Source organism: Neobacillus sp. plas4 (assembly GCF_057221695.1).
In genome coordinates, this window is sequence record NZ_CM170152.1 from 1785506 (window position 1) to 1811762 (window position 26257).

Below are 26257 nucleotides of genomic sequence, written 5' to 3' on the forward strand. Positions count from 1 at the left end.
TTTTATAAGATATAGGTATGTTTTCTATTTATTATATATCTTGTGAAGAATAATTGTTGTTCGACTGAAGGAATGCTAAGGAGGTGCCAAAGAATGAACAGCAATGAAATATATGTAAGTCTTGACATCGGTACATCCAGTGTAAAGGTAATCATTGGTGAAATTGTCAACGACTCAATTAATATTATTGGTGTTGGAAACGTTAAATCGGAGGGTTTACGAAAAGGTTCTATCATTGATATCAATGATACGGTTCATTCTATTAAACGTGCAATTGAAGAAGCTGAAAGAATGATTGGTATGGAAATACGACAAGTGATTGTTGGAATATCTGGCAATCAGGTTGCTTTGGAACCTTGTCGTGGAATAGTAGGAGTTTCTAGTCAAAATCGTGAAATTACGAATGAAGATGTTAGACGTGTTATAGACGAGGCACAGGTTGTTTCAATTCCTCAAGATAGAGAAATTATCGGGGTTATCCGTAAACAGTTTATCCTAGATGGAAAAGATGAAATAAATAACCCATGTGGAATGATAGGTGTACGATTGGAAGTAGAAGGGACACTTATTACTGGTTCTAATGCGATTATTACGAATACATTGCGATGTGTAGAACGTGCCGGTTTGGAAATAACAGATATTATTCTGCAGCCACTTGCAGCTGGGGAGTACGCCCTATCAAAAGATGAAAAGAATTTGGGTGTTGCTTTAGTTGACTTAGGCGGTGGATCAACAACCATTGCTTATTTTGAACAAGGATTCTTGGCAGCAACGAGTGTAATACCAGTAGGCGGCGATTTAATCACGAATGACCTTTCCAAAGTGTTACACACTTCCACCGAAGATGCTGAAAAAATTAAAGTAAAATACGGACATGCTTTTTATGATGATGCTTCAGAAGATGAGTTCTTTAGTGTTCCGATTATCGGAAGTGATCAGCATCAACAATTTAATCAGCTATATGTATCCGAAATAATAGAAGCCCGTATGGAAGAAATCTTTGAATTAATTGCTCATGAATTAAAACGATTAGGTATCGATGACTTACCTGGAGGATTTGTCTTTACAGGTGGTACCGCCAATATGCAAGGTGTATTAGAGCTAGCTCAATCGATTTTCCAAAGCCCAGTTCGCAAAGCCGTTCCTAATTATATTGGAGTAAGAGAGCCTCAGTATACAACTGCGGTTGGTTTAATTAAGTATGCCTACAAGAATGCTAGATTACCAGGTGGGACCTTTGTCGCTTCAGCACCTGTAGCTGAACCAATCGAGAAGAAAGTTCAAAAACAACAACAACAACCAAAAGCAAAAGTAGAAAAACATCCGGAAGATAAGATGTCATCAAAAGTAAAAAAATTCCTTGGTCTCTTTTTCGAATAGAAAAATACGAAAAAGAATATCGACGAATTAGGAGGATTTGTCATGTTAGAGTTTGATACAAATTTAGATTCTCTTGCAACAATAAAGGTTATAGGGGTTGGCGGCGGAGGAAACAACGCAGTAAATCGAATGATCGAACATGGAGTTCAAGGTGTTGAATTTATAGCGGTTAATACCGATGCACAAGCATTGAACCTTTCAAAAGCAGAAGTAAAAATGCAAATTGGGTCAAAATTAACTAGGGGTCTCGGAGCCGGAGCTAACCCCGAGGTTGGTAAGAAAGCGGCAGAAGAAAGTAAAGAGCAATTAGAGGATGCATTACGCGGCGCCGACATGGTCTTCGTAACGGCTGGTATGGGTGGTGGAACAGGTACGGGTGCTGCTCCAGTCATTGCTCAAATTGCAAGGGATCTAGGTGCGTTAACAGTTGGAGTAGTAACTCGTCCGTTTACATTCGAAGGGAAAAAACGTTCAAACCAAGCTGCTGGCGGTATTGATGCTATGAAAGAAGCAGTGGACACTCTAATTGTTATTCCAAACGATAGACTTCTTGAAATTGTAGATAAAAGTACACCAATGCTTGAAGCATTCCGTGAAGCTGACAATGTGCTTCGTCAAGGGGTTCAGGGTATTTCTGACTTAATTGCTGTTCCTGGTTTAATTAACTTAGACTTTGCAGATGTCAAGACGATTATGTCTAACAAAGGTTCTGCTTTAATGGGAATTGGTATGGCAACGGGTGAAAATCGTGCTACTGAGGCTGCTAAGAAGGCCATTAGTTCTCCTTTGTTAGAAACATCGATTGATGGTGCGCAGGGCGTTCTAATGAATATCACAGGCGGTAGTAACTTGAGTTTATATGAAGTTCAGGAAGCAGCTGATATTGTCGCAACAGCGTCTGATGCAGAAGTAAATATGATTTTTGGTTCCGTTATTAATGAAAATCATAAAGATGAAATTATTGTAACTGTTATTGCAACAGGCTTTAATGAAGAAGTATTGCAGCCTAAATCAACACGCCCGGCATTTGGACAAGCAAAACCACAGATGAGTACGATGGGTACAGTTAAGAGAGAGCCAAAACGCGAAGAAGTCACACAAGAACCTGTTCGCAGCAACAATGTAACACAAGAGGAAGCATTAGATATTCCAACTTTCTTACGTAACAGAAACCGTAGAAGATAATTTAGAAAGGCATGGTCCCAAAGGACTATGCCTTTTTTGTTGTAATTTTATTAGACAAAATACGTTGTTTATAGTGAAAATTTCTGCTTTTTTGATTACAGAAAGTGACACACTTCAAACCTTCAAGTAGGTTATACTTTTCCGTAAACAGAATAATAGAAATAGAAAAGTATGGAAATGCACCCTAATGTAAAATCCATTAAGCTACTAAGTAACTGGAGACATTAAAAGGGGGAAGTTGCTTGTCAATATATTTAGATGTTATTTGGGCCCTGAATCTGCTATTTGATAGCCTTCTCCTGTATCTAACAGCTATTTTTCTAAAAAGACGTATTCGGATATGGAGGTTAATAGCGGGCGGTTTTATTGGTTCATTTATCATATTATTTTCATTTACACCTTTACATACCTATTCCAATCATCCGATTTCAAAGCTGCTTTTTTCGGTTGTAATGGTATTAGTCGTATTTGGTTATAAACGCTTCTCTTTTTTCATTAAGGCATTAATGACTCTTTATGTCACAACATTTCTTATAGGAGGAGCACTCATAGGAGCCCATTTTTTTGTTCAGTTTGATGCTGAAATGTCAACAAAAGTAATGATCGCAAATGTAACTGGGTTTGGAGATCCAATCAGCTGGCTTTTTGTTTTATTAGGCTTTCCAATTGCTTGGCACTTCTCAAAAAGGAATATTGAAAGTATGGAAATGACCAAAATTCAATTTGATCAACTTGTTGATGTTACGCTGATAATAAATGGTGAATCATTAACGGTTAAGGGGCTTGTTGATAGTGGTAATCAGCTTTATGATCCATTAACCAAACTTCCTGTTATGTTTGTCTCCATAAAAAATATGATGGAGGGAATGAGCGAACCAATTCAAAAAATCGCAATGGATCCAGATGCTTTGATTTTTGGAACTGTAGAGTTACCCGTTGAGTGGCAAAATAGGCTGAGGATTGTACCTTGTCGGGTGGTCGGACAAGAGAACCAGCTTATTGTGGCTGTAAAGCCTGAATCAATTCTGTTTGAAACAAAGGGAGAAAGATATTTATGCGAAAAGGGTCTTGTATCGTTTACTATGCAGCAATTATCTTCAGATGATGCCTTTCAATGCATTGTTCATCCCAAAATGCTCACCGGACCGAAACAGCACGACGATTCGGTGAAAGTAAGCTAATTATACTATACTCAGAAAATCATATTTTAGAAGGAGGAACTTGCATGAAAAAATGGAGACTTCGCTTATCCTACTACTGGTATAAGATCTTAATCAAACTAGGAATTAAAAGTGATGAAGTATATTATATTGGCGGCAGCGAAGCTTTACCGCCTCCTTTAAGTAAGGATGAAGAAGAACTTTTGTTAAATAAGCTTCCTGGCGGTGATAAAGCAGCTAGATCGATATTAATTGAACGTAATCTGAGACTTGTTGTCTATATCGCAAGAAAATTCGAAAATACCGGGATTAATATTGAAGACCTAATTAGTATTGGTACCATTGGCTTAATTAAAGCGGTCAATACGTTTAATCCTGAGAAAAAAATTAAGCTGGCTACATACGCATCTAGGTGTATTGAAAATGAAATCCTTATGTATTTACGAAGAAACAACAAAATACGCTCAGAAGTCTCATTTGATGAACCATTAAATATTGATTGGGATGGAAATGAATTATTATTGTCGGATGTATTAGGGACAGATGATGATATTATTACGAAGGATTTAGAAGCAAATGTTGATAGAAAGTTATTGTCCAAGGCGTTGCACCAATTAACGGATAGGGAAAAGCAAATCATGGAGCTCCGCTTTGGTTTGACAAATGGGGAAGAAAAAACACAGAAAGATGTGGCCGATATGCTGGGCATATCACAATCTTACATTTCCCGTCTAGAAAAAAGAATAATTAAAAGATTACGAAAAGAATTTAATAAAATGGTGTAATGTTTTTAGGCTCTTTTCTTAAACTTTGTTGCTTTTTAGAACAAAAATTTATGATTTTGATAAATTCCCACAGAAAAGCAGCAAAAATTTATTAAGAAAAGAGCAGCAAACTAAATTCTAAAGCGCAAAATAGATATTTCCACGTTAAAATCGGCTTTAAGATTTTAACAACAATATATGCGAAAAAAGCCTTTTTAAAAAGAAATTTTTATATCTTAAATTCCTTTATGAGTAAAGACATTTAAGCAATTTTTGACAAATTCGTGTCGATTCCTGCAAAAGTACAAGTGCATATTTTTCCTGCTCAAGGAAATACTGTTTTTTGTACAGCAACTCCTATGAGGAGGGAAAAGGGATTGACTCGAAATAAAGTTGAAATTTGTGGCGTAGATACATCAAAACTTCCTGTATTAAAAAATGAAGAGATGAGATTACTCTTCAAGCAAATGCAAGAGGGCGATATTACAGCACGAGAAAAACTCGTCAACGGAAATTTACGACTTGTTCTAAGTGTTATTCAGCGGTTTAACAACCGAGGCGAGTTTGTTGATGATCTGTTTCAGGTTGGCTGTATTGGGCTTATGAAATCGATTGATAACTTTGATTTAAGTCAAAACGTAAAGTTTTCCACTTATGCCGTACCAATGATTATTGGCGAAATACGCAGGTACCTGCGCGATAACAATCCTATCCGCGTTTCAAGGTCCTTAAGAGATATCGCTTATAAGGCACTCCAAGTAAGGGAACGTTTAATGAGTGAAACTTCACGGGAACCAACAGCTGAGGAAATTGCAAAAGTATTAGAAGTCCCACACGAAGAAATAGTATTTGCATTAGATGCAATCCAGGATCCAGTGTCCTTGTTCGAACCAATTTATAATGATGGCGGAGACCCTATCTACGTAGTGGACCAATTAAGCGATGAACGAAGTAAAGATATCCATTGGATTGAAGAAATTGCCTTAAAAGAAGGTATGCGGCGATTAAATGACCGTGAAAAGTTGATTTTAAGAAAACGGTTCTTTCAAGGTAAAACACAAATGGAAGTCGCCGACGAAATTGGAATATCCCAAGCACAAGTATCACGTTTAGAGAAAGCTGCAATCAAACAAATGAATAAGAATATTCAAAGTTAAAGCTGTCCAAGAGGAAACTGCAAATACTTGGGACGGTACACAGGGTGAACGCTACAATAAGTAGCTGTTCACCCTTTTTATTTTGTGCTTGCAGTTTCCTCTGCAGGACAGCTTTATTTTTTCGATTTATTACAGATAAAATACCGAAACAAATCATATAGTTTCAATAGGATAAAATAGTGGGAGTGAGAGCTATGGTTAAAATTTCCGAATTTCAGATTAAAGATGTAGTGAATGTGTCTGATGGCAAAAAACTTGGAAATATAGGTGATATTGAAATCAATCTCACTACAGGTAAAATTGAAGCTGTTATTGTTTCCGGTAATGGGAAAGTTTTGGGCTTTTTTGGGCGGGAAGAAGATATCATTATTCCATGGAAAAATATAATAAAAATTGGTCAGGATGTCATTTTGGTAAGATTTAAATCTGTAGAAGAGAAAACAACGGAAGAAATGGAAGTATAGAAACCTTTATATCAACGGTGACCATTTAAAGGATTCATGGTAAACTAGAAAAAAACAAATGAGGTTGAAATATGGAACCCTTTGCATTTGAAAATGAATCCTATTTTTCCATTAAAAACTGGATGGAGCACAACCCCGGTCTGGTTGCAGGTTTTACTACCAAAAAAGGTGGCAGCAGTACAGGGAATTATGAAAATTTAAACCTTGGCTTTCACGTTGGGGATCAAATTGAGGATGTTTGTTCAAATCGGAACAAGCTAGCAAATCTTATTCAATTTCCAGTTCAGCATTGGGTAGGAGCAGAACAAACCCATGAAACCCTAATTAGAAAAATTACCAGGAGTGACCGTGGTAAGGGGGCGGATTCCTATGATCAAGCTTTTATGGGGACAGATGGTTTTTATACAAATGAAGAGGGGATATTGTTAACTCTCTGCTACGCAGATTGTGTCCCTCTTTTTTTTATTTCTCCAGAACACAAGATGATTGGTGCCGCACATGCTGGCTGGAAGGGAACCGTTAATGAAATTGCAGGGGAAATGATTAAGAAATGGGAAAGAGAAGGAATTGCGCCAAACGAAATTTTTGTAGTTATTGGTCCGTCTATTTGTGAAAAATGTTATATTGTTAATGATTATGTAATTAACTTTGTAGAAAATACACTAGTAGATGTCGAAAAAAAACCATATAATTTAATTAGTGTTGGTCAATATACATTAGACTTGAAAGAAACGAACAAATTAATTCTTCTTAAAACAGGGGTCCCTGAGAAAAATATACAAATTTCAAAACTTTGCTCTAGTTGTGATAAAACTGAATTTTTTTCACACCGCCGGGACCAAGGACAAACAGGAAGGATGTTAAGTTATATTGGTTGGAAGGAGAGCTCCGAATGAAGGTAGCAGAAAATCTCATACATATTAATCAGCAAATAAGCCATGCCTGCCAAAAGGTAAATCGGGCTCCAGATGAAGTGAAACTGATTGCAGTGACGAAATATGTCAGTACCGAAAGAGCCAAAGAGGCCATGGAGGCTGGTATAGTAAATTTAGGTGAAAATCGTGATGAAGGGCTTTTAGCAAAGTGGGACGTTTTAGGGGACAAGCCTAAATGGCATTTTATTGGAACACTGCAGACACGTAAAGTTAAAAACATCATTGATAAGGTAGAGTATATTCACTCCTTAGATCGAATTTCACTTGCCGAGGAGATTAATAAACGTGCAGGGAAAAAAATAAAATGTCTTGTCCAAGTGAATGTCTCACAGGAAGAATCCAAGCATGGATTAGCAGCTGAAGAAGTTCTGGACTTTATCAAAGGTCTTCGTCCTTATGAGAATATCATGATTGAAGGATTAATGACGATGGCTCCTTTCACGGATGATGAAACCCAACTAAGAAATTGTTTTCGCAGGTTAAATGAACTTCGCCATCACATCCAGAATTGTAATTTGGATTATGCCCCTTGTACCGAGCTTTCTATGGGAATGTCTAATGACTTTGGGATTGCAATTGAAGAAGGTGCCACGATGATTAGAATTGGAACTGCACTTGTTGGTGAGGTTGGTGAGGAGGAAAAGAAATGACGATTAAATCTAAATTAAAAACATTTTTCTTTTTAGATGATGACTTTGATGATAATAATCAAGATGACTTTGAAAAGGTTGAACCAATTAAGCCTCAGAAGCAGCCTTCGAAGCCTCAGAATGTTGTAAGTTTACAAAGTATACAAAAATCATCAAAAGTAATTTTGGTAGAGCCTAGAGTTTATGCCGAAGCGCAGGATATTACTGATCATTTAAAAAACCGACGTGCTGTTGTAGTTAATCTTCAACGTATTGCACACGAAGAAGGCAGACAAATTGTCGATTTTTTAAGTGGAGCGGTTTATGCATTAGGTGGAGACATCCAAAAGATAGGCTCAAGCATATTTTTATGTACACCTGATAATGTTGAGATTTCAGGTAATATTTCCGAATTAGTCAAGGAACAAGAATTTCAAGATACGAGGTGGTAACTAGAAATGGATATGATTTTTAACGTTTTAGTCCAATTACTTGGAATTTATAAATGGATGCTTATCATTTATATTCTATTGTCATGGTTTCCAAATATGAGGGACTCACAGATCGGGGCCATTCTTGGTAAGTTATGTGAACCATTCCTAGAGCCTTTCAGAAAGATCATTCCACCAATCGGTATGATGGATCTTTCTCCACTAGCTGCATTTTTTGTTTTATCTTTTGCCCCTCAGGGATTAAGAGTATTACAAAGTCTAATTTCCTAAAGCAAAGCACGTCTAAGGAGCTAACATGAATATTTATCAGCATTTTCGCCCGGAGGAACGGGATTTCATTGATCAAGTATTATCCTGGAAGGATTTTGTTGAATCTAGTTATTCACCTAAACTAACGGACTTCTTGGATCCAAGAGAGCAGCATATCTTAAAGGTTTTAATTGGTGAGCATGGAAGTGTGAAGGTTCAGCTTTTTGGCGGGATATCTGAATGTGAAAGAAAAAGGGCGTTCATCATGCCTGACTATTTGGTTACTACTGAGGAAGAATTTCAAATCAGCCTCTTTGAAATCGATTATCCCATTAAATTTGTTACGATTGAGCATCCCCAGGTGCTAGGTTCACTTATGTCTTTAGGGTTAAAACGTGGCAAATTTGGTGACATCCTTATCAAAGATGGAAAAATTCAATTTTTCGCTTCAGCAGAAATAAGTGACTACATTAAAATCAATTTAGAATCGATTGGCAGGGCCACAGTACGATTAAAAGAGACAACACTTGAAAATGCACTTAATACAGATGAATTATGGATGGAACAGGACATCACCGTTTCATCCCTGCGTATTGATACGATAATCTCTGGTATCCATCATTTATCTAGGCAAAAATCTCAGCTTTTTATTCAGCAAGGATTAGTGAAAGTAAACTGGACTGCAATTGAAAATCATTCATTTGAGTGTGCGGAAGGTGATTTGTTATCGGTTAGAGGCTTCGGCAGGGTGAAGATTTTGTCCATTGAAGGAAAAACGAAAAAGGATAAATGGCGAATAGTAGTTGGAAAGCAAAAATAAATTTGTGCATTTAGCAGGAATTTCAAAAACTTTGTCGAATTTTTGCTTATACATAGGCTCTTTTCTTATACTTTGTTTCTTTTAGAACAAAATTTAATGATTGTGCTAAGTTTCCGCAGAAAATAGAATAAATTTAATAAGAAAAGAGCTGCAAACTAAATTTTAGGAAAAAGTGGTTTGGCTTTTTCCCTAAAGCGCAAAATAACTATTTCCACGTTAAAATCGGCTTTAGGATTTTAACAACAATCATTAAGAAAACAGCTATACATACATTTGAAGAAGATACATGGAGGTGGCATCATGCCGTTAACGCCGTTAGATATTCACAACAAAGAATTTAATAAAGGCTTTCGAGGATATGATGAAGATGAGGTTAATGAATTTTTGGATCAAGTTATAAAGGATTATGAATTAGTTCTTCGTGAAAAAAAAGAATTGGAAGAGCTTTTAAATGAAATGAAGGACCGTTTAGGTCACTTTGTAAATATTGAAGAAACGTTAAACAAATCGATTATTATTGCTCAAGAAGCGGGTGAAGATGTAAAACGTAATGCACAAAAGGAAGCAAAGCTTATCATCAAGGAAGCTGAAAAGAATGCTGACCGCATTGTTAATGAATCACTTTCAAAAGCTAGAAAAATTGCACTTGAAATCGAAGATTTGAAGAAACAATCTAAAGTATTTCGTACTCGTTTCAAAATGTTAATCGAAGCTCAGCTGGATATGTTGAACACGGATGATTGGGATCATCTATTAGAGTATGAAGTTGACGCCACGGAACTTAAAATCCATGAAGAAGAAGATTCCTTAGCTTGACGAAATGGTATTAATTCGCATATAATTTCTTAATAGATTATAAAGAATGTTAAATGACAATGACAGGGACAGTACAATTTTTCAAAAACTTTTGTTAGCGAGCCGGGGATGGTGGAAGCCTGGTAAAAGAGAGGAATTGGAAGATCACCCTTGAGTCCCAGACTGAAACTCTATTCTATAGAAGAGTAGGTTGTGGCGGGTTATTCACGTTACGAATCTTCAAGAGGATAGTACTTATACGTACTATCTATCAGGGTGGTACCGCGGGAATAAAACCTTCTCGTCCCTTTTATGGGATGAGAGGGTTTTTTTATTTGTCTAATGGCTATTCTGTTTATGATAAGTGTACAGGAGGAATAAATATGGAATATAAAGATACGTTATTAATGCCAAAAACTGAATTCCCAATGCGTGGCAATCTTCCACAAAGAGAACCTGAAATGCAGGCAAAGTGGGAAGAAATGAATATTTACAAGAGGGTTCAGGAGCGTACAGCCGGTCGTCCAATGTTTGTGCTTCATGATGGTCCTCCATATGCCAATGGAGATATTCATATGGGTCACGCCCTAAACAAAGTATTAAAAGACATGATTGTCCGCTTTAAATCAATGAATGGTTTTCATGCACCATATGTTCCAGGCTGGGATACACATGGTTTGCCAATTGAGCAGGCGTTAACAAATAAGGGAGTAAAACGTAAAGAGATGACTGTAGCAGAATTCCGTCAGCTTTGTACAAAATACGCCCTTGAACAAGTAAGCAATCAGCGGGAACAATTTAAACGCATCGGAGTTCGTGGTGATTGGGAAAACCCATATATCACGCTAAAACCAGAATATGAGGCGCAGCAGATTAAAGTCTTTGGGGAAATGGCGAAGAAAGGCTATATCTATAAAGGTCTCAAGCCTGTATATTGGTCCCCTTCAAGTGAATCTGCTCTTGCTGAAGCTGAAATTGAATATCAAGATAAAAGGTCACCTTCGATTTATGTAGGCTTTAAAGTAAAGGATGGAAAAGGAGTTCTTGATACGGACGTCCAAATTGTCATCTGGACGACTACACCTTGGACGATTCCTGCTAACTTAGGAATTTCCGTTCATCCCGAACTAACCTATGTGGTTGTTGAAGTGAATGGCAACAAATACTTAGTGGCGGAAGCTCTTCTAGAAGCCGTTACGAAGGAAATTGGCTGGGAAAATGCCGCTGTTGTTCAAAAGGTAAAAGGAAATGAATTAGAGAATATTCTTGCCGCACACCCATTATATGACCGGGATTCTTTAGTAATGTTAGGTGAACATGTTACAACAGATGCGGGAACAGGCTGCGTTCATACAGCTCCGGGACACGGGGAAGATGACTTCCAGGTTGGACAAAAGTATGGACTTGAAGTACTTTGCCCTGTAGATGATAAAGGGGTAATGACAAGTGAAGCGCCAGGCTTTGAAGGATTATTTTACGAAAGTGCAAACAAGCCGATTGGAGAAGCGTTGGAAGAGGCAGGAGCTCTCTTAAAGCTCTCGTTTATCACGCACTCCTATCCGCATGATTGGAGAACAAAAAAGCCTGTAATCTTTAGAGCTACAGCACAATGGTTCGCATCTATAAAAGATTTCCGAGATGACCTGCTGGAAGCTGTTAAAGAAACAAAGTGGGTACCAGCATGGGGGGAAACACGACTATTTAATATGGTTCGTGACCGCGGTGATTGGTGTATTTCACGTCAGCGTGTTTGGGGAGTTCCAATCCCAGTATTCTTTGCTGAAAATGGTGAGGAAATCATTACTGACGAAACGATTGACCATGTTTCCAATTTATTCCGTGAACACGGTTCAAATGTTTGGTTTGAACGAGAAGCAAAGGACCTATTGCCTGAAGGCTTCAGCCATCCAGGAAGTCCAAATGGATTATTTACAAAAGAAACAGATATCATGGATGTTTGGTTCGATTCCGGTTCTTCACACCAAGCGGTACTCTTAGAAAGAGATGACTTAGTACGTCCGGCAGATCTTTATCTAGAGGGTTCAGACCAATATCGCGGCTGGTTTAACTCTTCGTTATCAACAGCGGTAGCTGTGACTGGTAAAGCGCCTTACAAAGGAGTCTTAAGCCACGGATTTGCCTTAGATGGTGAAGGAAGAAAGATGAGTAAATCTTTGGGAAATGTTGTTATTCCTGAGAAAGTCATGAAACAATTAGGAGCAGATATTCTGAGGCTTTGGGTAGCTTCCGTTGATTATCAGGCGGATGTTCGTGTATCCGACGCGATATTGAAACAAGTTGCAGAGGTTTATCGTAAAATCCGTAATACCTTCCGTTTCTTATTAGGTAACTTGTCCGACTTCGATCCTGCAAGTGATAGGGTTTCCTATGAAAACCTTCGTGAAGTGGATCAATTTATGATTGTAAAATTAAATAAGCTAATCAAATATTCTTTAAATGCCTATGAAAATTACGAATTCGCAGGGATTTATCATGCTGTTAATAATTTCTGTACACTTGATTTAAGTGCATTTTACCTTGATTTTGCGAAGGATGTTCTTTATATTGAGTCAGTTAATAACCATGAACGACGTGCCATTCAAACAGTTCTTTACGATTCATTAATTGCATTAACAAAGCTGGTTACACCGATTCTTCCTCATACTGCAGATGAAGTATGGAAATTCATTCCTGCAGTTACTGAAGAAAGTGTACAACTTACAGATATGCCTGAATATCAGGAGCGTGATAATGCAAAAGCTTTGGAAGAAAAATGGACGGCATTCATGAGGCTGCGTGATGATGTATTAAAAGCACTTGAAGAAGCTAGAAATCAAAAGGTTATTGGTAAATCATTAACGGCTAAGGTTTCATTATATGTGAATGAGAATACCAAAGACTTGTTAGCCTCGATTAACGAGAATGTTCAACAGCTATTTATCATATCCGCATTTGAAATTGCAGGAAGCTATGATCAAGCACCTGAAAATGCACTAAAATTAGATACTGCTGCCATTGTTGTTACCAAAGCAGAAGGCGAAACATGTGAAAGATGCTGGACAGTGACTCCGGAAGTCGGTCAAGACAAAGAGCACCCAACACTTTGCCTGCGCTGTGCAGATGTAGTGAAAGAAAATTATACCCATTTAGCATAGCAGTATGCCCCATGATAAAATCATGGGGTTTTTTCATTTTTTAACCTTTTCCGTTAATTGTTGTTGTCGTTGTCAAATCTTTTCCCGGGTCAGTCCTTGTTAAGCGGAGAATAATAGTAGAAATCACATTAACGGAGGTTACAACTATGAATGCAATGCAGGAAGAGCTGATTTTGGAACTCCGTAAAACACAAGAAGAAATTGAAAGTTCATTAAAAAATAAACAAGAAAACGAGTGGATGATCCCTATTTTGAAAGACGAATTAGCAGATATTACCACAGCTATTCAAAAGCTAGAGGATGGGAAATTTGGACAATGTGAAATGTCAGGTGAGCCATTACCAGAAAATCTGTTGAAGATTATGCCAACGATAAAATCCTCAAGGGATTCTGAAAATTTAGAGCATTATTATAGAAAACCAATTAATTCCTCCTTTTTATAACCTTCCATTGTTGTTTGGTTCAAGATTATGCTAAAATGCTAAGGAAGTCTTCGTTAGATGGGGGTATTCCTTAGTGTTATATTACTTAATCGCAATTTTTATTATCTTATTAGACCAAGCCACGAAATGGCTGATTGTCACGAAAATGTATTTAGGTGAGAGTATCCCGATTATTGAGGATTTTTTATATATCACTTCTCATCGAAATCGTGGAGCGGCATGGGGTATCCTGCAGGGACAAATGTGGTTCTTCTATGTGATTACCGCTATAGTAATTATTGCGATCGTTTATTACATTCAAAAAGAAGCAAAAGGTAAATGGCTGTTAGGTGTTTCTCTGGCATTTATGCTGGGAGGAGCAATAGGTAATTTTATTGACCGCCTGTTTCGAAAAGAAGTTGTTGATTTTATTCATACGTATATTTTCAATTATAACTTCCCAGTATTTAATATTGCGGATTCGGCTTTAGTCATTGGCGTAGTATTATTAATGATTCAAATGCTGCGCGATGAGCGAGAAACAAAGGAGAAATCATATGGAGAAAATGGAACACACCATTCTTGAACAACAAAAAGGCGACCGGATTGATAAGGTTATTTCAACTTTAAATGAAGAATGGTCACGAACTCAAGTTCAGCAATGGATAAAGGATGGAAATGTCCTTGTAAATGGACAAAAGATAAAAACCAATTATAAATGTAGTTTAAATGATGTAATTGAAATCAACATTCCGGCCCCGGAGTTACTTGATGTAATTCCAGAAGAGATGGATTTAGATATTTATTTTGAAGATAAGGATGTTTTAGTTGTTAATAAACCAAGCGGCATGGTCGTTCATCCTGCACCTGGTCATTTAACAGGTACACTTGTAAACGGCTTAATGGCCCATTGTAAGGATTTATCCGGGATCAATGGTGTATTAAGGCCAGGAATCGTACACCGCATTGATAAAGATACTTCGGGTCTCTTAATGGTAGCAAAAAATGATATGGCTCATGAAAAGTTAGTCAACCAATTAGTAGAAAAAACAGTTACTCGAAAGTATAGGGCTATTGTGCATGGAGTGATTCCACACGATTTTGGAACAATTGATGCTCCGCTTGGAAGAGATACAAGGGACCGGCAAAGTATGACGGTTGTAGATAATGGCAAGCATGCAGTAACACATTTCCATGTCATCGAACGGTTTAAGGATTTTACCTTTGTTGAATGTCAATTGGAAACAGGAAGAACGCATCAAATCCGTGTCCATATGAAATATATTGGCTACCCGCTTGCTGGGGATCCAAAGTATGGTCCGAAAAAAACGTTAGATATAAATGGACAAGCGCTTCATGCCGGGGTACTAGGATTTGATCATCCAAGAACGAACGAGTATTTAGAATTTGAAGCACCATTGCCTGAGGAATTCGAAATGGTATTAGATCAGCTTCGAAAAAGTCGTTGACATATTTGTCGAATTAAAGTACGATGATAACAGTTGAATATGCCTTTAAAACAGTCCTGTGAGGCTGAGAAGGAAACGGATAATTAGTTGGGATACCTATGCCCATACTAATAAACTCTTATACCTCTCACCTTAAGGTGAGAGGTTTTTTTATTACTAGTAGACGGGTGAGATACGTGAATCAAAAAGCAGTAGTATTAGACGCACAAGCGATTGGAAGAGCATTAACAAGGATTGCCCACCAAATCATTGAAAAAAATAAAGGGATTGAAAATTGTGTACTGGTAGGTATCAGGACCAGAGGAATCTTCATTGCAGAAAGACTTGCTGTAAAAATCGAAGAGATTGAAGGTAAACCGATACCAGTAGGTGAATTGGACATTACCCTTTACCGTGATGATTTAACCAAGAAGACCGATGATCAAGAACCACTTGTTAAGGGTTCAGATATTCCGGTTGAATTAAAAGATAAAAAAGTAATTCTTGTAGATGATGTTTTATATACAGGCAGAACCGTTCGTGCAGGACTTGACGCAATTATGGACCTTGGGCGCCCCTCAACGATACAGCTAGCAGTGCTGGTTGACCGCGGTCACCGCGAGCTGCCAATTCGAGCAGATTATGTAGGTAAAAACATCCCAACTTCTAGCAGTGAAAAGGTAGTGGTTGAATTACAAGATGTTGATAAGGTCGACCAAGTAAGTATCTTTGAAAAGTAAATAGTTACCCTTTTAAATACAGTCCTGTGAGGCTGAAAAGGGGGGAGCGGCCGTCATATGTTTTTCGGTCTGGATAAACCCTCCTTGTCCCTCTATGGACGATGAGGGTTTTTTTATGAATAAAAGCACAAAATATAAATAGATCGTTTTGGAGGAGAAGAAATGAACAAACCCATCTTAGATGTACATGAGATTCCTAAACCAAGCCAATGGCTTACGTTAAGTTTACAGCATTTATTCGCTATGTTTGGAGCGACGATTCTTGTACCTTATCTTGTCGGATTAAGCCCAGCGATTGCCTTAATATCCAGTGGTTTAGGAACACTTGCTTTCTTAATGATTACAAAATGGCAAGTCCCTGCATACCTTGGTTCTTCCTTTGCTTTTATTGCCCCTGTCATCGCGGCAAAAGCAACTGTTGGTCCAGGCGGAGCAATGATAGGCTCCTTTCTAGCAGGACTTGTATATGGTATTGTCGCACTGATTATAAGTAAAGCTGGACATCGCTGGATTATGAATTTACTACCTCCGATTGTTGTAGGTCCAGTGATTATCGTAATCGGTTTAGCTTTAGCTGGCACAGCAGTAAGCATGGCAATGAACAACCCTGCAGGTGAATATAGCTTGCTTCATTTCTCTGCAGCACTGGTAACATTAGCAGCAACCATTATTTTTACGATTTACATGCGGGGAATGTTAAGCATAATCCCAATCTTGGCAGGAATCGTAATTGGGTATCTATACTCCTTTGCAATTGGTATTGTTGATTTTAAACCAGTATTAGAAGCTTCTTGGTTTGAAATGCCACAATTTATTATCCCATTTGTTAGCTACGAAGTAAAAATAACGTGGGACTTAGCACTTCTAATGGTCCCTGTTGCAATCGTTACGCTTTCAGAACATATTGGTCATCAGCTTGTACTAAGTAAAGTAGTTGGACGTGACTACATTAAAGAACCAGGACTTCACCGTTCAATATTAGGCGACGGAACAGCAACAATTATTTCGGCTTTGATTGGCGGGCCTCCTAAAACTACTTATGGAGAAAACATTGGTGTTCTTGCCATTACGAAAGTATACAGTGTGTATGTCATTGCCGGTGCTGCCGTTCTCGCTACAATCTTTGGCTTTATCGGAAAAATAACTGCGTTAATTAGCACGATTCCAACACCAGTAATGGGCGGCATTTCCATTCTCCTTTTTGGAATCATCGCTTCATCCGGATTACGTATGCTTGTTGACAGTAAAGTCGATTTTGGAAACAATCGTAACTTAGTGATTTCATCCGTCATCCTAGTTATCGGAATTGGCGGTGCCTTTATAAAAGTATCAGAATCCTTCCAAATCCAAGGAATGGCATTTGCTGCAATTGCCGGTGTTCTTTTACACTTAATCCTGCCTGGTAAAGAACCTGTAAATGAAGATATGTTTGTACGGTCAGAAGAAAATAAAAACGAAAAAACTGCATAAAATAATCAACCTTTTAAAAGTAGTCCAGTGAGGCTATAAGGGTGTAATACTGAGTTCCATAAAAATGTGTCAGCACATTACTTTATGGGCTTGGTTAGATTCAATCACACCCTGTTCAAAGATGAACAGGGACTTTTTTTATCAAATCGAGAAGTGGGGGGAATAGCATGTTAAATCACTTGCTAACCACAAATGAACTAAAAGTGGAAGAGATCTATCAAATTCTATCAGTCGCACAGGGTTTTGCAGAAGGAATGAAATGGCGCCCTGAAGGTCAAATGTTTTCTGCTAACTTATTTTTTGAGGCAAGTACAAGGACAAAATCAAGTTTTGAATTGGCAGAAAGAAGGTTAGGTCTGAACGTAATTCCATTTGAAGTACAAACTTCGAGTGTTCAAAAAGGTGAGACCCTATATGATACAGTAAAAACACTAGAAGCGATCGGCGTAAATACCATCGTCATTCGACACGGGCAAGATCGTTATTTTGATGACCTCGTCGGTAGAATAAACATTCCAATTATTAATGGTGGAGATGGGTGTGGGCATCATCCAACACAATCCCTCCTAGACCTTTTAACCATCTATCAAGAATTTGGCCGTTTTTCTGGATTGAAAATTGCTATCATTGGTGATATAAGGCATAGCAGAGTTGCAAGGTCCAATGCAGATACACTAACAAGATTAGGCGCAGAGGTAATTTTCTCAGGTCCAGACGAATGGTTTGATCATCATAGTCTAAGTGCTCAAAGATTTAGACCCATTGATGAAGCGATAGCCGAGGCTGATGTCGTCATGCTTCTTCGTGTTCAACATGAACGCCACCAAAAGAAGGGAAGCTATACAGCAGCAGATTACCATAAACAGTTTGGTCTTACTTTGGAAAGAGAACAAAATATGAAACCAAATAGTATTATTATGCACCCCGCACCAGTAAATCGAAATGTTGAAATTTCAGATAGCTTAGTCGAATGTGAACGATCAAGAATCTTTAAGCAAATGGAAAACGGAGTTTATATAAGAATGGCTGTCTTAAAGAGATCATTAGAAAGTATAAAAGGAGTGTATGGGAATGAAATTACTTATTCAGAACGCCAGCTACATAGCATTTAATGGGGAAACCAAAAATGCTGATATCTTAATACAAGATGGAATTATTGCAAAAATAGAAAAGAAAATAGAAGAAATTGCAGACCAAAAAGTGAATGCTGCCGGTATGTTGGTATCACCTGGGTTTATTGATTTACATGTCCATCTCCGCGAGCCTGGAGGCGAGAAAAAAGAAACCATTGCGACAGGCACACTTGCTGCGGCTAGAGGCGGATACACCACATTAGCAGCTATGCCGAATACAAGGCCAGTTCCAGATTCTAAAGAACAAATGGAATGGGTGCAGAAACGAATCGCAGAAACCGCGAACGTTAGGGTTTTACCTTATGCCTCCATTACAGTAAGACAACTTGGAAGAGAATTAACCGATTTTGAGGCATTAAAAAGTTCAGGAGCATTTGCATTTACCGATGACGGTGTAGGGGTTCAGTCTGCAGAGATGATGTTAAAAGCAATGAGGAAGGCGGCTAAAGCGAATGTAGCCATCGTTGCCCATTGTGAAGAAGACACATTAATAAATAGAGGTAGTGTTCATGAAGGTTCTTTTTCTGAAAGAAATGGCTTAAACGGAATTCCATCCGTTTGCGAGTCTGTTCAAATTGCTAGAGATGTATTACTTGCTGAGGCAGCTGGCTGCCATTATCATGTCTGCCATGTTAGTACAAAAGAATCTGTCAGAGTGATACGGGACGCAAAGCGAGCGGGAATTAATGTCACGGCGGAAGTAACCCCGCACCACCTTTTATTAACACAAGACGATATCCCAGGACTTGATCCGAATTATAAAATGAATCCACCTCTTCGCGATATTGCTGACCGGGATGCATTAATTGAAGGATTATTGGACGGAACCATTGATTTTATTGCAACCGATCATGCACCACATACAAGTGATGAAAAAAATGAGGGAATGACGCTTGCGCCTTTCGGAATTGTTGGTTTAGAAACAGCGTTCCCACTGCTTTATACACATTTTGTCTTAAAGAATATTATGACGCTTGAACAGTTAATTGAGTATTTGACGATAAAACCAGCAGAGAGCTTTTCACTTCCTTTTGGAAGAATTGAAGTTGGAGCACCTGCAGACATTGTTCTCTTGAATTTAGATGAAGAAAAAGATATTAATCCGCAAGAGTTTTTATCGAAAGGGAAAAACACACCATTTACAGGCTGGACTTGTAAGGGATGGCCGCATATGACAATTGCGAACGGCAAAATAGTTTGGGAAAAAGGAAGTGTAACAGCATGAAAGCACAGCTAATTTTAGAGGATGGAACGATATTTATTGGTGAGGGTTTTGGAAGTCATATGGATACAATCGGAGAAGTCGTCTTTAATACAGGTATGACCGGCTATCAAGAGATTCTTTCCGATCCATCTTATTGCGGGCAAATTGTTATGTTGACCTACCCTTTGATTGGAAATTACGGTATCAATCGAGACGATTTTGAAACCATTAACCCGGCTGTAAAGGGATTTATTGTGAAAGACGCAACAGAATTTCCATCCAATTGGAGAAGTGAATTTACGATAGATGAATATTTTAAAATGAAAAAAATTCCCGGAATAGCAGGGATTGACACACGTAAATTAACAAGGATTATCCGTAAGTATGGAACATTAAAAGGAGCAATCTGCTCGATTGAAAGTGATCCAAATGAAGTCATCAGTAAGCTTAAACAGACGAAGCTTCCGATTGATCAAGTAAGAAGGGTATCGACAAAAAATTCATACCCAAGCCCAGGGCGCGGAAAAAGAATTGTGCTGGTTGATTTTGGGATGAAGCACGGGATTTTACGAGAATTAAATAAACGAAATTGTGATGTTGTAGTAGTTCCTTATCATGCAACGGCTGATGAAATTCTTCAATTACGTCCAGATGGAATTATGTTATCGAATGGACCTGGGGATCCAAAAGATGTTCCGGAAGCCATTCATATGATTAAGCAGGTATTGGGCTTAGTACCGGTTTTTGGAATATGCCTTGGGCACCAATTGTTCGCTCTGGCATGTGGTGCCAACACCATCAAAATGAAATTCGGTCACCGAGGATCAAACCAACCTGTTAAAGATTTAGCAACCGGAAAAATTGCAATAACGGCACAAAATCATGGGTTTACTGTTGAAGAAAAGTCATTAACAGATACAAATCTTGTTGTTACGCATATTGCATTAAATGATGGTACCGTTGAAGGCCTAAAGCATATTGAATATCCAGCCTTTACTGTTCAATATCACCCGGAGGCTTCACCAGGGCCAGAAGATGATAACCATTTATTCGATCAGTTTCTAGCAATGATAGAGTCTGAAAAACAGGAGGTTACACAACATGCCTAAACGTACAGATATAAACTCCATATTAGTCATTGGTTCCGGTCCGATTGTAATAGGTCAGGCAGCAGAATTTGATTATGCAGGCACACAAGCTTGTATTGCCCTTAAAGAAGAAGGGTACCGTGTCATACTAGTCAATTCGAATCCAGCCACAATTATGACGGATACTGAAATTGCAGACGCTGTCTATATTGAGCCATTAACCGAAGAATTTGTTAGCAGAATCATTCGTAAGGAACGTCCCGATGCACTTTTAGCAACCCTTGGCGGTCAAACAGGTCTTAATCTTGCAGTTGAACTGGCTGAATCCGGTGTATTAGAAGAGTGTGAGGTTGAAATTCTAGGAACGAAATTATCAGCGATTAAACAAGCAGAGGATCGCGATTTATTTCGGAGCTTGATGAACGAACTTTGTGAGCCTGTACCTGATAGTGAAATTATCCATGAATTAGCTGAAGCCTATGCATTTGTTGAAAAAATTGGATTCCCAGTCATTGTACGTCCTGCTTATACGCTTGGCGGTACCGGCGGAGGGATTTGCCATAATTTAGAAGAACTTAACGAAATTGTAGCAAGCGGATTAAAAAGCAGCCCGGTTACTCAATGCTTGCTTGAGAAAAGTATTGCCGGCTATAAAGAAATTGAATACGAAGTAATGCGTGACGGAAATGACAATGCCATTGTTGTTTGTAATATGGAAAATATTGACCCGGTTGGAGTTCATACTGGTGACTCGATTGTAGTTGCACCTAGTCAAACATTAAGTGATCGAGAATATCAGTTATTAAGAAATGTCTCGCTGAAAATAATTCGTAAGCTTGGTATAGAAGGCGGCTGTAATGTTCAGCTTGCTCTAGACCCATATAGTTTTAACTACTATATTATTGAAGTAAATCCAAGGGTAAGCCGTTCTTCGGCACTTGCATCAAAAGCAACAGGTTACCCAATTGCTAAGCTTGCAGCAAAAATTGCAGTCGGCTTAACATTAGATGAAATGCTCAACCCAGTAACAGGGAAAACATACGCAAGCTTTGAACCTGCTCTAGATTACATCGTAACTAAAATTCCAAGGTGGCCTTTTGATAAGTTTGAATCAGGGAACCGTTCACTTGGAACGCAAATGAAAGCAACGGGAGAAGTTATGGCGATTGGCCGTACGTTTGAGGAATCATTATTAAAAGCGATTCGTTCCCTTGAAGCTGGTGTCTATCATTTTGAATTAAATGGAGCGGCGGAGATTAGCGATGAATTACTAGAAAAACGAATTTGCAAAGCTGGAGATGAAAGACTCTTTTACATCGCGGAAGCAATGAAGCGAGGTATAACAGTAGAGACCATTCACGAATGGAGCCAAATCGACTTATTTTTCTTACACAAGTTTAAGGGAATCATCGAACTGGAAACAAAAATTTCTTCTAACCCAATGAATATGGAAGTTCTTAAGGAAGCAAAACAAAAGGGCTTTTCTGATAAAAAGATTGGCGAGCTTTGGGAACAACAAGAAGCGGAAATTTACAGCCTTCGCAAAGAGTATGGGTTGATTCCAGTTTATAAAATGGTGGATACCTGTGCAGCTGAATTCGAGTCAGAAACACCTTATTATTATGGAACGTATGAAGAAGAAAATGAGTCGATTGTAACGGAGAGAAAGAGTGTTATTGTCCTTGGCTCTGGTCCGATCCGCATCGGACAGGGGATCGAGTTTGATTATGCAACTGTACATTCTGTTAAGGCAATTAAAGAAGCAGGTTATGAAGCGATTATTATCAATAATAATCCAGAAACTGTATCAACTGATTTCAGTATTTCTGATAAGCTTTATTTCGAACCTTTAACCATTGAAGATGTCATGAGTATTATTGATCTAGAAAATCCAATGGGGGTAGTGGTTCAATTTGGCGGGCAGACAGCCATTAATCTTGCTGCAAAATTAGAACAAAATGGTGTTAAAATTCTCGGAACAAGCCTTGAGGATTTAGACCGTGCCGAGAATCGAGATAAATTTGAACAAGCTCTTGACAAGCTGAATATTCCTCAACCACTAGGAAAAACGGCGTTGTCCGTAGCTGAGGCAGTAGAGATTGCGAATGAAATCGGCTATCCAGTCCTTGTGCGTCCTTCTTATGTACTTGGCGGAAGAGCGATGGAAATTGTGTATCGTCAAGAAGAATTGCTTCATTATATGGAAAATGCCGTTAAAATCAATCCGGAACATCCGGTTTTAATTGATCGATACTTAACGGGCCAGGAAATTGAAGTGGACGCCATTTGTGACGGAAAAAATGTATTGATACCTGGAATTATGGAGCATATTGAACGTGCAGGAGTCCATTCTGGGGATTCGATTGCCGTATATCCTCCACAGACATTATCAGACAGCGTGAAACAAACACTTGTTGAGTATACTGAAAAAATGGCTTTAGGTTTAAATATTGTAGGTCTGTTAAATATTCAGTATGTATTATCTAAAGGTCAAGTTTATGTTCTAGAAGTTAATCCGCGTTCAAGTCGGACGGTTCCGTTTTTAAGTAAAATAACCAATGTTCCAATGGCTAAAATTGCCACGAAAGCGATCTTGGGAGTTTCTATCATTGAACAAGGTTATAAACCAGGAATTGTTCCTGAAAAGAAAGGAGTTTTTGTAAAAGTTCCAGTCTTCTCTTTTGCTAAGTTAAGAAATGTTGATATCACACTCGGACCTGAAATGAAATCAACTGGTGAGGTAATGGGAAAAGATAGTACTCTGGAAAAGGCACTCTACAAAGGACTAGTAGCTTCGGGAATGAAGATTCAAAAATTTGGGACTGTCTTGTTTACAGTTGCAGATAAAGACAAACAAGAATCATTAAATCTTGCAAAACGTTTTGCATCAAATGGATACCGATTAATGGCTACGGGGGGTACAGCGGCTGTACTTGAATCTGCAGGACTGCGGGTAAAAGTAATCGGAAAAATTGGTTCAGAAGGAAAAACATTGCTCGATGTAATTCATAATGGAGAAGCTCAATTCATCATCAACACCCTTACAAAAGGAAAACAGCCGGAACGTGATGGATTTAGAATCCGTCGTGAAGCAGTTGAAAATGGCGTTCCATGTTTAACATCTTTAGATACAGCAGACGCGATTCTGAAAGTGATTGAATCAATGAATTTTTCTGCTGAAGCAATGACTGTTGAGGAAAAGGAGGCTGTTTTTGCATGATTAGAAAAGAATTATGCAAAATCGTCTCCCAAGATGAAATTGCGAAAGATATTTTTGAATTAACGGTGGAAGCCGGTTTTGTAAAAGAGATTTCAGCACCAGGGCAATTCGTTCATATTCGGGTTGATAAGGCACTAGATCCACTTTTACGAAGACCAATAAGTATTTCATCGTTTAATAAATTGAATTCGCAATTTACCATGATTTATCGAAAAGAAGGAAAAGGGACGTCGCTTTTGTCTGAAAAGGGTAAGGGGATGGACCTAGATATTCTCGGTCCCTTAGGAAATGGGTTTCCTGTTAATGAAGTGAATTTAGGAGAAACGGCGTTACTTGTTGGCGGAGGGATTGGTGTCCCTCCCCTTTATGAGCTCTCCAATCAGTTAAAAGCCAAGGGGGTTAAGGTGATTCATGTTCTTGGCTTCCAAACACAATCGGCTGTATTTTATGAAAAAGAATTTTTGAATAATGGAGAGACGTATATTACTACTGTGGATGGTTCATACGGGAAAAAAGGTTTTGTAACCGATGTTATCAACCAATTGAATTTTGATTGCTTATTTACTTGCGGGCCAACCCCAATGTTAAAGGCAATTGAAAAAGGGTATTCTCATAAAAAAATGTTTTTGTCATTAGAAGAGAGAATGGGCTGCGGAATCGGAGCATGCTTTGCATGTGTATGTAAAACCAGCAATGAGCTAGATGATGTTTCCTATAAAAAAGTTTGCAGTGACGGTCCAGTTTTCCGTGCCGGGGAGGTAGTATTGTGAGCAGATTGAGCCTGGATTTACCTGGTTTAAAATTGAAAAACCCTATCATGCCTGCCTCCGGGTGCTTTGGTTTTGGCAAGGAATATAGCCAATTCTATGATTTGAGCAAACTTGGCGCGATTATGATTAAAGCTACAACGGTTGAGCCTAGATTTGGAAATCAAACCCCAAGGGTTGCAGAAACTTCCGCAGGGATGCTGAATGCCATTGGTCTGCAAAATCCTGGTTTAGATAAAGTAATAAGCAATGAATTGCCTTGGCTTTCCCAGTATGATGTTCCTATTATTGCAAATGTTGCAGGCTCTATAGAAGAGGATTATGTCAAGGTTGCCGAGACCATTTCTAAAGCACCAAATGTTCACGCATTAGAATTAAATATTTCCTGTCCTAATGTGAAAACAGGGGGAATTGCTTTTGGGACGATTCCAGAAGTTGCCAAACAGTTAACACAAAAAGTTAAGGAAGTTTCCGAAGTCCCGGTATATGTTAAGCTTTCACCAAACGTAACCAATATTGTAGAAATGGCAAAAGCGGTAGAAGATGGCGGGGCGGACGGATTAACCATGATTAACACGCTTGTTGGGATGAGACTGGATCTTAAAACAGGTAAGCCGATTTTAGCAAACCGTACGGGGGGACTATCTGGCCCAGCAATCAAACCGGTTGCATTACGAATGATTTATGAGGTAAGTCAGGCTGTAAATATCCCGATTATTGGAATGGGCGGAATTGAGAATGCAGAAGATGTAATTGAATTCTTTTATGCGGGAGCAAGTGCTGTTGCAGTAGGTACAGCAAATTTTGTGGATCCGTTCGTTTGTCCTGCCATCATCGAAGAATTACCATTACTGTTAGATCAATTAGGTTATGAACACATCAGTGAATGTACTGGAAGGAGCTGGCGGAACCATGAACAACTCACTCATCATCGCGCTTGATTTTCCAAATCGTAATGAAGTAGAGAAGTTTTTACAGCCTTTTACAGGCAAACAACTTTTTGTGAAAGTTGGAATGGAGCTATTTTATCAGGAAGGTCCTGAAATCATTCATTACTTAAAAGAGAATGGTCACCAGATTTTCTTAGATCTAAAGCTTCATGATATTCCCAATACAGTAAAAAGTGCAATGAAGGGTCTTGCCAGGCTGGAATGTGATCTTGTAAACGTACACGCTGCCGGTGGCAGAGAAATGATGTCAGCTGCATTAGAGGGCTTAGAGGAAGGGACAGCTGCGGGAAGGAAGCGTCCAGCTTGTATTGCTGTTACACAACTAACAAGCACATCTGAAGCGCAAATGAATAAAGAACAGCTAATTTCTGCTTCACTTGAACAATCTGTTCTTCATTATGCCTCATTAGCAAAAGAATCAGGTTTAGATGGAGTTGTTTGCTCCGCTTGGGAGGCAATATCTATTCGGGAAGCACTCGGTAAAACTTTTTACACCGTTACCCCTGGTATAAGAATGGAGGAAGACAATTCAGGAGACCAAAAAAGAATTGCCACACCTGAATTTGCAAGAGATGCTGGCGTGACGTCGATTGTTGTTGGACGCTCGATTACAAGATCGAATAATCCAGTGAAAAGCTATGAAAAATGGCAAGAGGCATGGAGGAGATGA

At 38.6% G+C, this 26257-nt stretch carries 25 protein-coding genes and 1 other annotated feature; all 25 genes read left to right on the forward strand.

Annotation, left to right across the window (positions count from 1 at the left end):
* Positions 1 to 93 precede the first annotated feature (93 nt).
* The 25 genes from ftsA (at position 94) to pyrF (ending at position 26257) form a co-directional block, all read left to right on the forward strand.
* Positions 94 to 1380, forward strand: coding sequence for a cell division protein FtsA (ftsA, locus tag AC2TFD_RS09005; protein WP_335510217.1), 1287 nt, complete (start codon positions 94 to 96; stop codon positions 1378 to 1380).
* 42 nt (positions 1381 to 1422) lie between these two features.
* Positions 1423 to 2565, forward strand: coding sequence for a cell division protein FtsZ (gene ftsZ / locus AC2TFD_RS09010; protein ID WP_484675467.1), 1143 nt, complete (start codon positions 1423 to 1425; stop codon positions 2563 to 2565).
* A 242-nt stretch (positions 2566 to 2807) separates the two neighbouring features.
* Positions 2808 to 3746, forward strand: a complete 939-nt coding sequence (spoIIGA, locus tag AC2TFD_RS09015) for a sigma-E processing peptidase SpoIIGA (RefSeq protein WP_484675468.1) — start codon at positions 2808 to 2810, stop codon at positions 3744 to 3746.
* Positions 3747 to 3790: 44 nt separating this feature from the next.
* Positions 3791 to 4510, forward strand: a complete 720-nt coding sequence (gene sigE, locus AC2TFD_RS09020; protein ID WP_335510224.1) for an RNA polymerase sporulation sigma factor SigE — start codon at positions 3791 to 3793, stop codon at positions 4508 to 4510.
* Positions 4511 to 4866: 356 nt separating this feature from the next.
* A complete protein-coding gene (sigG, locus tag AC2TFD_RS09025) occupies positions 4867 to 5646 on the forward strand; it encodes an RNA polymerase sporulation sigma factor SigG (RefSeq protein WP_335510226.1) in 780 nt (259 codons plus the stop codon).
* Positions 5647 to 5840: 194 nt separating this feature from the next.
* Positions 5841 to 6110: a YlmC/YmxH family sporulation protein gene (locus tag AC2TFD_RS09030; RefSeq protein ID WP_335510228.1), complete on the forward strand. Its 270-nt coding sequence runs from the start codon at positions 5841 to 5843 to the stop codon at positions 6108 to 6110.
* Positions 6111 to 6181: 71 nt separating this feature from the next.
* Positions 6182 to 7006, forward strand: a complete 825-nt coding sequence (gene pgeF / locus AC2TFD_RS09035; protein WP_484675469.1) for a peptidoglycan editing factor PgeF — start codon at positions 6182 to 6184, stop codon at positions 7004 to 7006.
* On the forward strand, positions 7003 to 7695 hold the full coding sequence (locus AC2TFD_RS09040) for a YggS family pyridoxal phosphate-dependent enzyme (RefSeq protein ID WP_484675470.1): 693 nt from the start codon (positions 7003 to 7005) through the stop codon (positions 7693 to 7695). The genes pgeF and AC2TFD_RS09040 overlap by 4 nt, the downstream gene beginning before the upstream one ends.
* A complete protein-coding gene (locus tag AC2TFD_RS09045) occupies positions 7692 to 8126 on the forward strand; it encodes a cell division protein SepF (RefSeq protein WP_335510233.1) in 435 nt (144 codons plus the stop codon). Before AC2TFD_RS09040 ends, AC2TFD_RS09045 begins: the two co-directional genes overlap by 4 nt.
* 6 nt (positions 8127 to 8132) lie before the next feature.
* A complete protein-coding gene (locus AC2TFD_RS09050) occupies positions 8133 to 8396 on the forward strand; it encodes a YggT family protein (protein ID WP_335510235.1) in 264 nt (87 codons plus the stop codon).
* A gap of 25 nt (positions 8397 to 8421) precedes the next feature.
* A complete protein-coding gene (locus AC2TFD_RS09055) occupies positions 8422 to 9195 on the forward strand; it encodes a YlmH family RNA-binding protein (RefSeq protein WP_484675471.1) in 774 nt (257 codons plus the stop codon).
* Positions 9196 to 9495: 300 nt separating this feature from the next.
* Positions 9496 to 10011: a DivIVA domain-containing protein gene (locus AC2TFD_RS09060; RefSeq protein ID WP_484675472.1), complete on the forward strand. Its 516-nt coding sequence runs from the start codon at positions 9496 to 9498 to the stop codon at positions 10009 to 10011.
* Between the two features lie 50 nt (positions 10012 to 10061).
* Positions 10062 to 10302: a binding site (T-box leader), on the forward strand.
* A 71-nt stretch (positions 10303 to 10373) separates the two neighbouring features.
* Positions 10374 to 13145 (forward strand): isoleucine--tRNA ligase, encoded by a 2772-nt coding sequence (gene ileS / locus AC2TFD_RS09065; protein ID WP_484675473.1) that lies wholly within the window; start codon positions 10374 to 10376, stop codon positions 13143 to 13145.
* Between the two features lie 146 nt (positions 13146 to 13291).
* A complete protein-coding gene (locus tag AC2TFD_RS09070) occupies positions 13292 to 13588 on the forward strand; it encodes a hypothetical protein (RefSeq protein ID WP_335567488.1) in 297 nt (98 codons plus the stop codon).
* A gap of 73 nt (positions 13589 to 13661) precedes the next feature.
* On the forward strand, positions 13662 to 14153 hold the full coding sequence (lspA, locus tag AC2TFD_RS09075) for a signal peptidase II (RefSeq protein ID WP_335512886.1): 492 nt from the start codon (positions 13662 to 13664) through the stop codon (positions 14151 to 14153).
* On the forward strand, positions 14125 to 15036 hold the full coding sequence (locus AC2TFD_RS09080; RefSeq protein WP_335567487.1) for an RluA family pseudouridine synthase: 912 nt from the start codon (positions 14125 to 14127) through the stop codon (positions 15034 to 15036). Before lspA ends, AC2TFD_RS09080 begins: the two co-directional genes overlap by 29 nt.
* 176 nt (positions 15037 to 15212) lie before the next feature.
* Positions 15213 to 15755, forward strand: coding sequence for a bifunctional pyr operon transcriptional regulator/uracil phosphoribosyltransferase PyrR (gene pyrR / locus AC2TFD_RS09085; RefSeq protein ID WP_335512882.1), 543 nt, complete (start codon positions 15213 to 15215; stop codon positions 15753 to 15755).
* 162 nt (positions 15756 to 15917) lie between these two features.
* A complete protein-coding gene (locus tag AC2TFD_RS09090) occupies positions 15918 to 17225 on the forward strand; it encodes a solute carrier family 23 protein (protein ID WP_335567486.1) in 1308 nt (435 codons plus the stop codon).
* Positions 17226 to 17392: 167 nt separating this feature from the next.
* The gene (locus tag AC2TFD_RS09095) at positions 17393 to 18337 is read left to right on the forward strand and encodes an aspartate carbamoyltransferase catalytic subunit (protein WP_335512878.1); all 945 of its coding nucleotides are present in this window, start codon (positions 17393 to 17395) and stop codon (positions 18335 to 18337) included.
* Positions 18297 to 19583 carry a dihydroorotase gene (locus tag AC2TFD_RS09100; protein ID WP_335512876.1) on the forward strand — a complete coding sequence of 429 codons (1287 nt, stop codon included), beginning with the start codon at positions 18297 to 18299 and terminating at the stop codon, positions 19581 to 19583. Before AC2TFD_RS09095 ends, AC2TFD_RS09100 begins: the two co-directional genes overlap by 41 nt.
* Positions 19580 to 20671 (forward strand): carbamoyl phosphate synthase small subunit, encoded by a 1092-nt coding sequence (locus AC2TFD_RS09105; RefSeq protein WP_484675474.1) that lies wholly within the window; start codon positions 19580 to 19582, stop codon positions 20669 to 20671. Before AC2TFD_RS09100 ends, AC2TFD_RS09105 begins: the two co-directional genes overlap by 4 nt.
* Positions 20664 to 23870, forward strand: a complete 3207-nt coding sequence (carB, locus tag AC2TFD_RS09110; protein ID WP_335567484.1) for a carbamoyl-phosphate synthase large subunit — start codon at positions 20664 to 20666, stop codon at positions 23868 to 23870. Before AC2TFD_RS09105 ends, carB begins: the two co-directional genes overlap by 8 nt.
* Positions 23867 to 24640, forward strand: coding sequence for a dihydroorotate dehydrogenase electron transfer subunit (locus AC2TFD_RS09115; RefSeq protein ID WP_335567483.1), 774 nt, complete (start codon positions 23867 to 23869; stop codon positions 24638 to 24640). The genes carB and AC2TFD_RS09115 overlap by 4 nt, the downstream gene beginning before the upstream one ends.
* Entirely contained in the window at positions 24637 to 25578 is a 942-nt protein-coding gene (locus tag AC2TFD_RS09120) for a dihydroorotate dehydrogenase (RefSeq protein WP_335567482.1), read from the forward strand. Before AC2TFD_RS09115 ends, AC2TFD_RS09120 begins: the two co-directional genes overlap by 4 nt.
* Positions 25550 to 26257 carry an orotidine-5'-phosphate decarboxylase gene (pyrF, locus tag AC2TFD_RS09125; protein WP_335567481.1) on the forward strand — a complete coding sequence of 236 codons (708 nt, stop codon included), beginning with the start codon at positions 25550 to 25552 and terminating at the stop codon, positions 26255 to 26257. The genes AC2TFD_RS09120 and pyrF overlap by 29 nt, the downstream gene beginning before the upstream one ends.